The following is a 12468-nucleotide window of genomic DNA, read 5'->3' on the forward strand; positions in this document are numbered from 1 at the left end:
ATTCGGCAAAAACGGAGCAGGCCACGGTGATCCTGCCAAGTTCGGCATTATGAAACATTTATCCGATCCAATAACGCGGATTTGCGCTTGTGGATGCCCTGTTTTCAGTCCAGCGTCTTGCGGAAAGTCTTCAGGCCGACGGTCAGCACCCCTGCCATGAATGCGAGGATAGGCCAGATCTGCGCCCACAGCATGTCGATGCCGTTGCCTTTGAGAAGAATGCCACGGACGAGGACCAGGAAATGGGTCAGCGGTAGCACGTTGCCGACGGCCTGGGCCCATTCTGGCATGCCACGGAAGGGGAACATGAAGCCGGACAGCAGCATCGACGGCAGGAAAAAGAAGAAGGTCATCTGCATCGCCTGCAATTGGTTGCGGGCGATCGAGCTGAACGTGATGCCGAGGGTCAGGTTGGCGCAGATGAAGATCAGCACCACGGCGTAGAGCAGCAGCAGGTTGCCGTGCATCGGCACATCGAAGATCCAGCGTGCGGCGAGCAGGATCAGCGTGACCTGGATCAGGCCGATCAGGATGTAAGGCACGATCTTGCCGGTCATGACTTCCAGCGGCGTTGCGGGGGTTGCGAGCAGGTTCTCGAAGGTGCCGCGTTCCCGTTCGCGGGTCATCGCCAGGCCGGTCATCAGCACCATGGTCATCGTCAGGATCACGCCCATCAGGCCGGGCACGATGTTGTAGGCGGTGACGCCTTCCGGGTTGTAGCGGCGGTGAATGCGCAGGTCGACGAGCGGCTTGGCCGGCGCTTGCATGCCGGGCAAGTCCGCGGCGAAGACTTCGGCGCCGAGCTTGTTGAGTACCGAGATGGCGCCGCCGGTGGCCATTGGGTCGGTGGCGTCGGCCTCGACGAGCAACGTTGGGGGTTTGCCACGCACCAGGTCGCGGTTGAAACCGGGCGGGAAGGTCACGACGAACTGCACTTCGCTGCGGTCCAGGAGAGCTGTGGCCTGGTGCTCGTCCACGCTGCCGACGATGGCGAAGTAGTCGCTGTTGCGCATGGCGGCCACCCAGGCGCGGGAGAAGGGTCCGGGATCGGCCATCACTACCGCGGTGGGCAGGTGCTTGGGGTCGGAGTTGATCGCGAAGCCGAACAGCATCAACTGGATGATTGGGATGCCGACGATCATGCCGAAGGTCAGGCGGTCGCGGCGGAGCTGGATGAATTCCTTGATCAGGATGCCGAGCCAGCGGGAGAAGGAGAAGCGGGCCACGGTGTCAGTTCCCCAGCGGGTCGGCGGTGTGTTGCATCAGATGGATGAAGGCGTCTTCGAGAGACGGTGTGACCGGCGTGACTGCCAGGCCGGTTTCCACCTGCATGGCCTGAAGGCTGGCGGCGAGCCGCGTTGCATCCGTGCCGCTGACGTGCAGGGCCGTGCCGAAGCTGGCCACCAGGTCCACGCCGGGCAACTGGCGCAGGCGTTCGGCAAGCCCGTGGATGCCGTCGCCAGCGATCTCCCAGGTGTTGAGCTGGCAGTTGGCGACGACCTCGTCGGCGGTACCGGAGGCCAGCAGGTTGCCGTAGGCAATATAGGCCAGGCGGTGGCAGCGCTCGGCCTCGTCCATGTAGTGGGTGGACACCAGAATGGTGATGCCGGCAGCCGACAGGCGGTGGATCTCCTCCCAGAAGTCCCGGCGGGCCTTCGGGTCGACGCCAGCGGTCGGCTCGTCGAGGAGCAGCAGGCGGGGCCGGTGGAGCAGGCAGCTGGCCAGGGCCAGGCGCTGCTTCCAGCCGCCGGAGAGCGTGCCGGCGAGCTGCTTGCGCCGCCCACCGAGGCCCAGTTCGTCGATGGCCCGGTCCACTGCCTCGCGCCGGTCCGACATGCCAAACATGCGGGCAACGAAGTCCAGGTTCTCGACGATGCTGAGGTCGTCCCACAGGGAGAACTTCTGGGTCATGTAGCCGACCTGGCGCTTGATGGCGGCGCTGTCCTTCCGCACGTCCAGGCCCAGGCAGGTACCGCTCCCGCTGTCCGGCGTCAGCAGGCCGCACAGCATGCGGATCGAGGTGGTCTTGCCGCTGCCGTTGGGGCCGAGGAAGCCGTAGATCTCGCCCTTGCGGACCTGCAGGCCGAGGTTGCGAACCACGTGCTTGTCGCCGAAATGCTTGTTGAGCCCGGCAACGTCGATGACCAGTTCGTCCATGTCAGTGCCCGGCCAGGCTGACATCCACGGGCAGCCCGGGGCGCAGGCTGGCGGCCTGTTCGGCGGCGGGGGTGGCCTCGACGCGGAACACCAGCTTCTCGCGGCTGCCACGGCTGTAGATGACCGGTGGGGTGTATTCCGCCTGCGGCGCGATGAAGTCGATGGTGGCGCGGATCGGCGTCGGGCAGGCGTCGCAGCGGGCTTCGACGGCCTGGCCGGGCTTCAGCGTGGCGAGCGCGGTTTCCGGCACGAAGAAGCGCAGCCGGCGCCGGGAGTCCGGCAGCAGGCTGGCGACCGGCGCACCGGCCGGCACCCATTCGCCGGGGCGATAATAGGTTTCGGCGATCTCGCCGACAGCCGGTGCGGTGACCGTCTTGCGCTCAACGCTCCAGCGCCGCTGGGCTGCCTGGGCGGCGGCGGCCTGCAGGTCGGCCTCGGCGCCGCGCAGTTCGGCCTGGCGCCCAAGGGCCAGGCGGTAGGTTTCCAGCTGCTGGCGGGCTGCCTCGACGGCGGCGACGCTGCGGTCCCGGTTGGCGCGGGTCTCGTCCACGCGGGCCTGGGCGACGAAGCGCTGGCGGAACAGGGCTTCTTGCTGGGCGAGCTGGGTGTCGGCCAGGCGTCGGGCGGCGACGGCGGAGGCCAGCTGGGCTTCGAGGGCGGCGATCTCCGGGGCACGACGCGGCGCCTTGAGGTTCTCCAGTTTTTCTTTCGCGGAGCCGCTGCGGGCTTCCGCCTCGGCGAGGGCCTGACTGTCGGGATCGGTGGCGATGGCGAACAACTGCTGCCCGGCCGTCACACGGTTGCCTCGCGGACTGTCGAGGGATTTCAGGTAGCCGGCCTGCGGTGCGGCGAGGTACAGGTATTCGCCTTCCACGTAGCCCTGGAAGCCGGTGTCGGCGGTCTTGCCGCTGCAGCCCGCCAGCAGAAGCAGGGCGCCGACAGCTGGGAGCAGGAGTGGAGAGAGGGAGAGGCGTTGCATGGCAGGCTTTCCGTGGGCGCTTGGCGGTTGGGGCGCAGGGCGTCTTGTGACCCAGGCGGTGTGCAAAAAAAAGCCCGTACGGCGCAAACCGAACGGGCTTCTATCTTTTCAGCGCGACGGCATGACCGTCATGGGCTTACTCCGGACGCATCTGCGGGAACAGGATCACGTCGCGGATCGCGGGGCTGTCGGTCAGCAGCATGATCAGGCGGTCGATGCCGATGCCGCAGCCGCCGGTCGGGGGCAGGCCGTACTCCAGCGCGCGGATGTAGTCGGCGTCGTAGTACATGGCTTCCTCGTCGCCGGCGTCCTTCGCCTGAGCCTGGGCCTGGAAGCGGGCGGCCTGGTCTTCGGGGTCATTGAGCTCGGAGAAGCCGTTAGCGATCTCGCGGCCGACGATGAACAGCTCGAAGCGCTCGGTGATTTCCGGGTTGCTGTCGGAGGCGCGGGCCAGCGGGCTGACTTCGACCGGGTAGTCGATGATGAAGGTCGGCTCCCAGGTCTCGGCTTCGGCGCAGGCTTCGAAGAGTTGCAGCTGCAGGCTGCCGAGGCCGCCCGGCTTCACCTTCTCACCGAAGTCCTTGATCTTCTGCTTGAGCCACTCGGCGTCGCCCAGCTGGGCGTCGGTGAAGCCGGGGTGGTGCTTGCGGATTGCGTCGACGATGGTCAGGCGGTGGAAGGGCTTGGACAGGTCGAGCTGGCGACCCTGGTAGGTGAACACCTCGGTGCCGAGCGCCTCGCGGGCGGCGTGGCGCAGCAGGCCTTCGGTGAAGTCCATGAGGCTGCGATAGTCCGCGTAGGCCTCGTAGAACTCCATCATGGTGAATTCGGGGTTGTGGCGGGGCGACAGACCTTCGTTGCGGAAGTTGCGATTGACCTCGAAGACCTTCTCGAAACCGCCGACCACCAGACGCTTGAGGTAGAGCTCCGGCGCGATGCGCAGGAACTGCTGCATGTCGAGGGCGTTGTGGTGGGTGATGAAGGGCTTGGCCGCTGCGCCGCCAGGGATGGGGTGCATCATCGGCGTTTCGACTTCGAGGAAGCCGTGGCCGGTCATGTAGTTGCGGATCGACTGGATCAGGCGGCTGCGCGCAACGAAGGTGTGACGGGACTCCTCGCTCATGATGAGGTCCACGTAGCGCTGGCGATACTTGGTCTCGACGTCGGCCAGGCCGTGGAACTTGTCGGGCAGCGGGCGCAGGCTCTTGGTCAGCAGGCGCAGCTCGGACGACTTGATGGACAGCTCGTTGGTCTTGGTGCGGAACAGCACGCCGACGGTGCCGACGATGTCGCCGATGTCCCAGTGCTTGAACTGGGCGTACACCTCTTCGCCGACGCCGTCGCGGGTGACGTAGAGTTGGATGCGCCCGGACAGGTCCTGGATGGTGATGAAGCTGGCCTTGCCCATTACGCGCTTGAGCATGATGCGGCCGGCGACCTTGACCTCGACCGGCACGGCTTCGAGTTCTTCGGCGGATTTCTCGCCATAGACCTCGTCGAGCTTGCCGGCGGTGTTCTCCCGGGAGAAGTCGTTCGGATACGCCTTGCCGGTGGCGCGCCATTCGGCGAGTTTCTGCCGGCGCTCGGCGATCAGGTGGTTTTCATCCTGGGCGGGCGAGGTGGTCTGGTCGGACATGATGGGCTCTTCAATCAACGAAATGGGCGCGGCGTGATGCACAAAGTGCCGCAAAGCCCTGAATTTTGACATATTCCGGCCCGCCCGTCGCGGCTGGACGCATAACTGGCGGCCGCTTACAGGAAGATCTCGTCGATGTCGGACTGGATCTGGGCCTGGCCGGCCGGGGTGGTGATGCGCAGTTTGCCGCTCATGATCAGTTCGTCGAAGCCATTGACCTGGTTGCGGCCGTGCTCCTTGGAGTAGTACAGGGCCTCGTCGGCGCGGCCCAGCAGTTCCGCCGGAGACAGGCGCGGATCGATGCGTGCGAAGCCTACCGAACAGGCAACCTGCCCGACCCGCGGAAACTCGTGTTGCACGACGGCTTCACGGAAGCGGTCGAAGATGCCTTTCACATTGTCTTCGGCGACGTTGCGCAGCATGACCACGAACTCCTCGCCGCCGAAGCGGAACAGCTTGTCGTGGTTGCGGAAGCTCATGCGCATCAGCTCGGCGACGCGCAGCAGCACCTCGTCGCCGAACAGGTGGCCGTAGTTGTCGTTGATGCTCTTGAAGTGGTCGATGTCGACGACGCCCAGCCAGCACGGCTGACTGACGGCGAGGCTGTATTCGCGACGTTCGCCGGAATCCAGGCGCGCCTGCTCGGCCTGCTCGGCGGCCGCGATCAGGCGTTCAAAGTCGTCGTCGAAGGTACGCCGGTTGAGCAGTCGGGTGAGGGTGTCGAGGTTGGCGTATTCCCAGGCGTGGTGCTGGTTGTCGAAACAGCGCAGGAACAGGCCGAGGGCGGCGCAGTCGGCCTCGCTCGGTTCCTCGGGGCTGTGGATCTCGATTACCCAGCGGGCCTGGCCGAGCTCTCCGACAGCGAATGCCAGGCGCCAGGTGTCGCCCTCGCGGGTGGCGGCATGGCCGTAATCGGCATGCAGGCAGCGGGACAGCAGGGGATCCACCGGGAGCCAGGATTGGCCGTCGCAGACGTCATCCCAGTTGGTCACCTGGCCATCGGCAACGCAGCAGCCGAGTAAGCCAACCGTGAGTTCCGGAGGGGTGAAGCGGACGGCAAAGAGCAGGCCATAGCTGCCGTCGAGAAATCGCATCACCGTTTCGGTGGCATGACGGTAGATCTCGCGCAGATCTCGGAGGCGCGATAAGGCTTCAGCACCGGCAAGCAGCGCAAGAGTGCGGGAGGAGTCGGGCGGGGCCGCCGGGGGCTGGCGCATGGGGATGAATGAATGGTGTCCGGGGCGTGAGGCGCTATTATCGGCCGTACTGCTTAATTCTGAAACCAAAATTGGGTGTGCCGTGTGCTTTATCGAGAAGTGGGCACGGTATTCAGTGCCCACTTCTTGTCTTTCTAGCATGGTTTTGTCATGGCCGGGCGGCGTTTGGTTCCGCCTTCCCGATTCAGACGCTGCGCTGGATCAGGCCGATCGGCGGGGCCCAGTCGTCGCCGGGTTTCTTCTTGCGGGTGACCAGGGTGAGCTGGGCCGGTGCGAAGACGTTGGCGTTGTGGGTGACCGGCGTGGTGATCAGGTACTGGGCGCGGGTGGCGCGCAGGAAGGTGCCGACGCGGTCGATGTTGGCGATGTCCAGGTGCGCGAAGGGCTCGTCGATGAACACGAAGCCGCCGGGGCGGGCCTCGTCCATCAGCAAGGCGATCAGCAGGATCAGCGACTTCATGACCTGCTGGCCACCGGAGGCTTCGCCGTCGTTGAGGCCGACGGCGCCCTTGCGGTCGAAGTCGAAACGCACTTCCAGGCCGGCGGAGGCCAGCGCCCGGTCTTCGTTCTCGAGCATTGGCACCGGGCAGTCCACGTCCACGTTGGCCAGGTCGCCAAGGGCGCGCAGGTTCTTGCCGTACTGGCGGATGGTGATGCGCAGCTTGGCAATGTAGGCGGCGCGGGCGTCGGAGGTGAGACGGCGGGTCGTTGCGAAGTAGGCTTCCCGCTCGGCGTAGTCCCGTTCGCGCTGCTGCAGGTCGGCCTTGAGGCGACCGGCCAGGGTCAGCACCGTGTCATCGGTGATCCAGTCGCCGTCGCTGAGGCGCTGGCGCAGGCGTTCGAGGTCGGCCCGCGCGCCGCGGGCATCGCCGTACTTGTCCACCAGCAGCGCGGTCTGCTGCGGCTCGCGCCAGTCGGCTGGCATGCCGCGGCGCAGCTGGCGCAGGCGCTGGATGCGGCGGGCCTGTTCGCGGCGGCGCGGGGCCTCGTTTTCGGCGAGTTCCTGGGCCTTGCGGGCCAGGGCGGAGATCTCGCGCTTGCGGCGGTCGAGTTCGATGTCGATGCCGCGCAGGCGCTGGTCGATCTTGTCCACGTCACCCTTTGACTCGGCGCGGTCGGCGATGGCCGCGGTGAGGCGGGCCTTGGCGTCGGGAAGGGCCGCTTCGGCCTGCTCGAAGGCCTCGGCGCGGGCGGCCAGCAACTGGGCGGCTTCGATGCCATGCAGGCGGGCACGCAGGGCGTCGGCTTCTTCCTTGGCGGCGTCCAGTTCGGGGCGTAGCTCGCGCAGGCGGGCGTCGAGGCTGTGCATGTCGGCGTCGAGCTGCTTGAGCCGCGCGCTGCGGGCCAGCTCGCCGAAATGGAACTCGGTCGGCTTGCCCAGGTGGCGGGCACCGCGGCGCTCCCGGTGATAGCCGTCGCGGGTGATCCACTCGGTTTCCCTGGGCAGGTGGCGGGCGGAGTCGGCGTCCTCGACACGCTGGATGCGGTTGAGCAGGTCGGCCAGCCAGCGCGGCACGGCATCGGCGAAGCGGATGACTTCGGCCAGCGAGCCGTCGACGGCCGGCGGGGCGGCTTCCAGCTCCGGCACGATGAAGTGGCGGAAGCGTTCCTGCTCACCCAGCGCCCAGGCGGCGTGGCGGTCCTGTTCCCGTTCGAGCAGGATCACGTTGCGGTAGGGGCGCAGCACGGCTTCAACGGCGCCCTGCCAGTCCGGGTCGGTGACCTCGATGATTTCCGACAGGGCCTGGTGGGCAATGCCGGCATCGCCCAGGCGTTTGCGGAAGCGGCTGACTTCACCGTCGGGTGGTGGGCCGCGGTGCTCGCGAGTGGCGCGTAGCTGGTTGGTCTTCTCCTCGAAGGCGGCGATGGCGGCGCGCTCCTGGCGCTGCAGCGCGAGCAGGCGGGCGTCGGCCTTGGCGTAGGCGGCCTCCAGGTCCACCGCGCCGTCGCCGGCTTCGCGGGCCAGGCGGGCGCGCAGCGCAGAGCGCTCGGCGAGCAGCTTCTCGAAGTCGCGGACTTCGTCGTGGGCGCTGAGGTGGGCCTTCTCGGCAGCCAGTTCTCGGCTGCGGGCAGCTTTCCGCTCTGCTTCCGCGGCGGCCTTCTCGGCTTCTACCTCGGCGGTGCGGGCCTTGTGGCCGGCCAGCTCCTCGTCGCCCTTCTGGAAGTCGAGGCGGCCGCGGGCGATGTCGGCCCGGGCCTGCTCGATGTCGCGCAGCAGCTCGGCAGCCTCCAGGCGCGGAACGATCTCACCAGCCAGTGCGGTGGCCTCGTCGTTGAGCTGCTTCCATTCGAGGAAGCGGTCGGCTTCCAGGCGTTTGGCCTCGGCCTGGGCGCGCAGGCGGTCGAGGTCGAGACCGAGGGCTTCGAGTTCCTTCTCGGCGTTGCTCTGTTCCTCGCGGGCGGCTGCGTAGTTGTCGAGCACTTCCTTGTCGCCGAACACATCGAAGACCAGTTCGAGCAGCGCTTTCGGCGAGTACTCGCAGAGCTTGTCGGTGTCGCCCTGTTCCAGCGCCAGCACTTTGGCGATCGCCGGGGTCAGGCCGCCCCAGGCCAGACGGCTCTGGTAGTCCCGGTAGCCGACCCATTCGACGACCTTGTTCTCGTTGGCTTCCAGTACCTCGATCGGGACGTCGCCGTCGGCGATGGCGTAGTCGCGGGTCCAGTCGCCGCCGGCGCGACGGATGCGGCAGGCCAGCGTCACTTCGTCCTTCAGGCACGGGAAGAACGGGCGCTTGCCGGTGCTGCCGGGCTTGTTGGCGACAACGGCGCGGATCCACGCGAAGCTGCGGTTGGCACGACGCACGTAGCGGCGGAAGTCGCGCTTGCCGGAGCAGCGCAGGCCGAACAGGGTGCGCAGGGCGTCGAGCAGGGTGGTTTTGCCGGAGCCGTTGGGGCCGACGATGGTGATGATCTGCGCGTCCAGGGGCAGGCTGAAGCGGCGCCAGTAGTCCCAATGGACCAGTTCGAGTTGCTTGATGTGGAACATTAGTAGTCGTCCTCCGCGTCGGTTTCGTCGACGTGGGCGGCGTCATCGTCTGCAAAGGCATCGAGGCTGGGCAGCGGGTGACCGGCCTGGGCCAGCACTTCGCCGAGGGTGCCGTGCACGATGCGGTCGGCGAGGGTGCGGTAGTCGAGCAGCACGTCGAGCAGCGGGCCCTCGTGGATCATGCCGGCCTTGCGCTCGATGAAGCCGAGCTGGGCCAGGCGGGACAGCAGCTTGCCCTGCACGTAGGTCTTGTGGCCCAGCACGGGCGCGAAGTCGGCCAGCAGGGAGGCTTCGACGATGGGGCTCGAGACGGCCTCGCCGCGCTCCACCGGCGCATCCTTGCTGAACATGTCGCCCTGGCCGTCGTCGCCGAGCTTCTGGCGATTCACCTGGCGCTCCCGCTTGGGCAGGATGATCAGCGCCCAGATGACCACCAGCAGCGCCAGCTGGTCGCGGGTCAGGCCGATGTTGCTGGCCGCGTACTCGCGGGTGGCGCCGAACACCGGCTCGTGCATGTCCTCGGTGAGGGCGGTAGCGACGTGCTCGGCGTAGGGGTTGTCGATGAGCTGCAGGCCGACGGCGGCGAGGCGGGCGTCGAGTTCAACGCGGAAGGTCTCGTCCACCAGCGCGCGGCGCACCAGCGGGTCGGTGCGCGGCAGGCTGCGGCTGGCCAGCAGGCGGGCGGTGAGGGTCCGGATCTGTTGTTCCATCAGGCTGGGTCGGAAAGGGATGCGGAGGATTCGGTGGAGGTGTCGTCAAGGACGGGCACCACTTCGGGGGCGGGCAGGCTGCCGTGGGCTCCGACCAGGCCGGCGGACATGGTGGCGATCTCGTCTTCGCCAACCTTCACGGTCGCGGCCTCGAAGCGTACTTCGAGGGGCAGGCGCATGAACTCGCCGATCGGGCCGTCGGCCGGCGTCGCCCCGCCTTCGCCGCCGCCGTCGGCGAGCAAGGCCAGCAGGGACAGGCGGTAGGAGGCGGCCGGGAAGCCGCCGCCGGTGACGACTTGGGCCAGGCTGGCTGGTGCTTGGCCGGGCTCGGTGAGTCGGCCCAGGCGCTGACTGAAGTGCTGAAGCAGGCGCAGATCCTCCTGCTCCGGCTGGTTGCGGCTCGGCGCTTCCTCGGCGCTTGGCAGCGCCACGTCGGCTTCCATCTGGCGGGCTTCTTCCGACAGGGCCATTTCGGCCCGGTCGAGGAGTTCGTGGCCGCCGGCCAGCAGGGTGAGTTCGGGCGCGGGAGCGAGGCAGCCGACGGCAAGACCGGCCAGCTTGCGGACGTCCAGGCTGCGCAGCCAGGCGGCCACGTCGCTGGACGAGATGCCGGAGCCGCCGAGCGTCACGCGCTGGGCTTCGATCTTGTTCACTGCCCGCTGGAAGGCCGCATCCACGCGGGCCAGGCGCGACTGGGCGAGGCCGATGCGCTGGGCGATGCGGGCCAGGTCGAAGGGCACCTCTGGGTCGGCCAGCAGTTCATGCAGGACCTCGGTGCCCTTCTCGATCCAGCGGGTGTTGGCCGACAGGCGGCGGCGGGCGTCGGCGATGCGGAATTCGGAGCCGGAGGCGATGGCCTCCTCGAAATGCCAGGCCAGGTCGTTGAGCTTGCCGAGCAGGTGGCCGAGGGCTTCCGGCGTGACGCTGCCGACGGCCTGCAGGCCGGCCAGCTGGGCGGTGAGGAAGCCCAGCTCCAGGTCGTCTTCCGCGCTGAAGCTGACCATCATGCCGATTGCCGCGACGGCATTGCGGCCCATGTCGGACAGCGCATACAGGCTGTCGTCGCCGATCTCCAGCAGGCCGTTGCTGCGCAGGCGGCGCAGTACCGTCTCGAGCTTGACGTGGTCGAGGAAGGAGAAGCGCTGGCGCAACTGCTCCGGTTCCCAGCGCGGAGCGTCGGTTTCCTTGCCGATCTCGCGCAGCACCAAGAGGCGCATTAGCACTTCGGCCTCGCTGCCGTGGAACAGCGTGCTGAAGGCTGACAGCAGCGGGCGGGCTTGGATCAGGGGGGCGAGTTCGGGGACGTCGTCGGCGGCGACGCCGGGGGCCAGCAGTTCTTCCAGGCGGACTTCGTTCATGCGGGGTCTAGCGGAACAGGGCGAGGGCTGCGACGCGGCGTTCGACTTCGTCGGCCATGCGCTTGTAAGCCGGTGCGTCGACGCCGCCGAAGCGACGCTGGAACTCGTCGGCCATCATGGATTCGGGCAGGCCGTCAATCGGCGGCAGCAGGGAGGTGTCGCGCAGGCCGGCCGAGACCGCCGCGGAGAGGCGTTCGGGGTCACGTACCGCGAGTTGGCCGAGGCGCGTGCCGGCCCGGTCGGCGGCCAGGTCCACGAAGGAGAAGCCGCTGCCGCCGCGGGAATCACTGACCTCCTTGTCGAGCCCGATGGCATTGGCCAGGGGCTCGCCGGCCCAAGCGGCAAGCGCCGCGGAGACCGTGAAATGCTGGGCGAGGTCTTCGCGCCCGCGCAGGGTCAGCGTGATCGGGTGAGGGCGCGGCCATTGGCGGGCTTCGGGAATCAGCAGCGCGATGTCGTGGCCGGACAGCTGGGCTGCGGTGACGAGCAGGATGTTCCGGTAGGCCGTGCTGCGTTCGGTGGGGCTGGCCCGTTCGCCGGCTTCCTGCAGCAGCGGGCCGAGGACGGCGGCAAGCGGCGCCGTCGGGCGTGCGCCGAGGCTGTCGATGCGCGCCACAAGACGCCGCTGGGCGTCTGCCAGGCCGTCGCGTCGGGCCGGATCGATGGCCAGCGCGCGGGCCGAATCAAGCAATTCAGGCTGCCAGGTGTAAGCGACGCGAACGCCTGCTGGTGTGACGGAGATCCGGTCGATGCTGCGTGCCAGCAGCGCGAGGTCCGGTGCGAATTGGGTGTGCTGCAGGTAACGCGTGAGGGCGGCTTGGAACAGGGCCGGCGGTACCGGCACGCGGCCGATGCGAACTTGCTCGAAGCGCAGGCCGTCGGCGCCGGCCCCGAGCTGGGCATTCACGTTGAGGTAGCGGCCGAGCGGATTGCGCGGCAGCTGTGCGGAGTAGCGGAGCTCGGCGCCGCCCTGGCGCAGGTCCATGTGGGTTTCGGCCTGAAGGCCACGGCGGGCGGCGAGGGCTACCAGCGCGTCCAGATCCGGCCCGGAAATGGCGATTTCGCGTCGTTCGTCGCGAGCCAGCTTGCGCGGGTCGTTCTTGCGCAGGATCGCCTTGGCGCGCATCAGCGCGGCAGGCGCCGGCGCGGTGCCGGATGTCACCAGCGGCGTGTCTTCCACCGCCTGGAAGGCCAGGACGACGGCTGCCGCCGCCAGCAGCGCGATGCTGCCGCTCAGCCAGACGAGGATTCGCAGCATGGTAGAGGTTCGATCACGAAAGAATGAAAGGCCGCGGGGCCGGTTCGCGGCCCCGCCGTGTTGTTACACGCCTTGCTTCAGGCTGGCCTGGATGAAGCCGTCCAGGTCGCCGTCGAGCACGGCCTGGGTGTTGCCGACTTCGTAGTTGGTGCGCAGATCCTTGATGC

9 protein-coding genes are annotated in these 12468 nt (G+C 67.8%); all 9 read right to left on the reverse strand.

All coding sequences use genetic code 11. The features are described from left to right. Positions 1 to 104: 104 nt before the first annotated feature. Positions 105 to 1226, reverse strand: coding sequence for an ABC transporter permease (locus ACE3RX_RS21535; protein ID WP_374487025.1), 1122 nt, complete (start codon positions 1224 to 1226; stop codon positions 105 to 107). A 4-nt stretch (positions 1227 to 1230) separates the two neighbouring features. Beyond that, complete coding sequence (locus ACE3RX_RS21540) at positions 1231 to 2157, reverse strand: ABC transporter ATP-binding protein (RefSeq protein ID WP_374487026.1); 927 nt, start codon at positions 2155 to 2157, stop codon at positions 1231 to 1233. 1 nt (position 2158) lies between these two features. Next, positions 2159 to 3136, reverse strand: a complete 978-nt coding sequence (locus ACE3RX_RS21545) for an HlyD family secretion protein (RefSeq protein ID WP_374487027.1) — start codon at positions 3134 to 3136, stop codon at positions 2159 to 2161. A gap of 136 nt (positions 3137 to 3272) precedes the next feature. Further along, complete coding sequence (lysS, locus tag ACE3RX_RS21550) at positions 3273 to 4772, reverse strand: lysine--tRNA ligase (protein ID WP_374487028.1); 1500 nt, start codon at positions 4770 to 4772, stop codon at positions 3273 to 3275. Between the two features lie 116 nt (positions 4773 to 4888). After that, complete coding sequence (locus ACE3RX_RS21555) at positions 4889 to 5989, reverse strand: GGDEF domain-containing protein (RefSeq protein ID WP_374487029.1); 1101 nt, start codon at positions 5987 to 5989, stop codon at positions 4889 to 4891. A gap of 184 nt (positions 5990 to 6173) precedes the next feature. Continuing rightward, positions 6174 to 8975 carry an AAA family ATPase gene (locus tag ACE3RX_RS21560; protein ID WP_374487030.1) on the reverse strand — a complete coding sequence of 934 codons (2802 nt, stop codon included), beginning with the start codon at positions 8973 to 8975 and terminating at the stop codon, positions 6174 to 6176. After that, positions 8975 to 9685 (reverse strand): hypothetical protein, encoded by a 711-nt coding sequence (locus ACE3RX_RS21565; RefSeq protein ID WP_374487031.1) that lies wholly within the window; start codon positions 9683 to 9685, stop codon positions 8975 to 8977. Before ACE3RX_RS21565 ends, ACE3RX_RS21560 begins: the two co-directional genes overlap by 1 nt. Next, on the reverse strand, positions 9685 to 11043 hold the full coding sequence (locus tag ACE3RX_RS21570; RefSeq protein ID WP_374487032.1) for a hypothetical protein: 1359 nt from the start codon (positions 11041 to 11043) through the stop codon (positions 9685 to 9687). Before ACE3RX_RS21570 ends, ACE3RX_RS21565 begins: the two co-directional genes overlap by 1 nt. 7 nt (positions 11044 to 11050) lie before the next feature. Further along, positions 11051 to 12301: a hypothetical protein gene (locus tag ACE3RX_RS21575; protein WP_374487033.1), complete on the reverse strand. Its 1251-nt coding sequence runs from the start codon at positions 12299 to 12301 to the stop codon at positions 11051 to 11053. Between the last annotated feature and the right edge of the window lie 167 nt (positions 12302 to 12468).

It is taken from the genome of Zoogloea sp. (assembly GCF_041914405.1).
In the GTDB taxonomy this organism is placed as follows: Bacteria; Pseudomonadota; Gammaproteobacteria; order Burkholderiales; family Rhodocyclaceae; genus Zoogloea.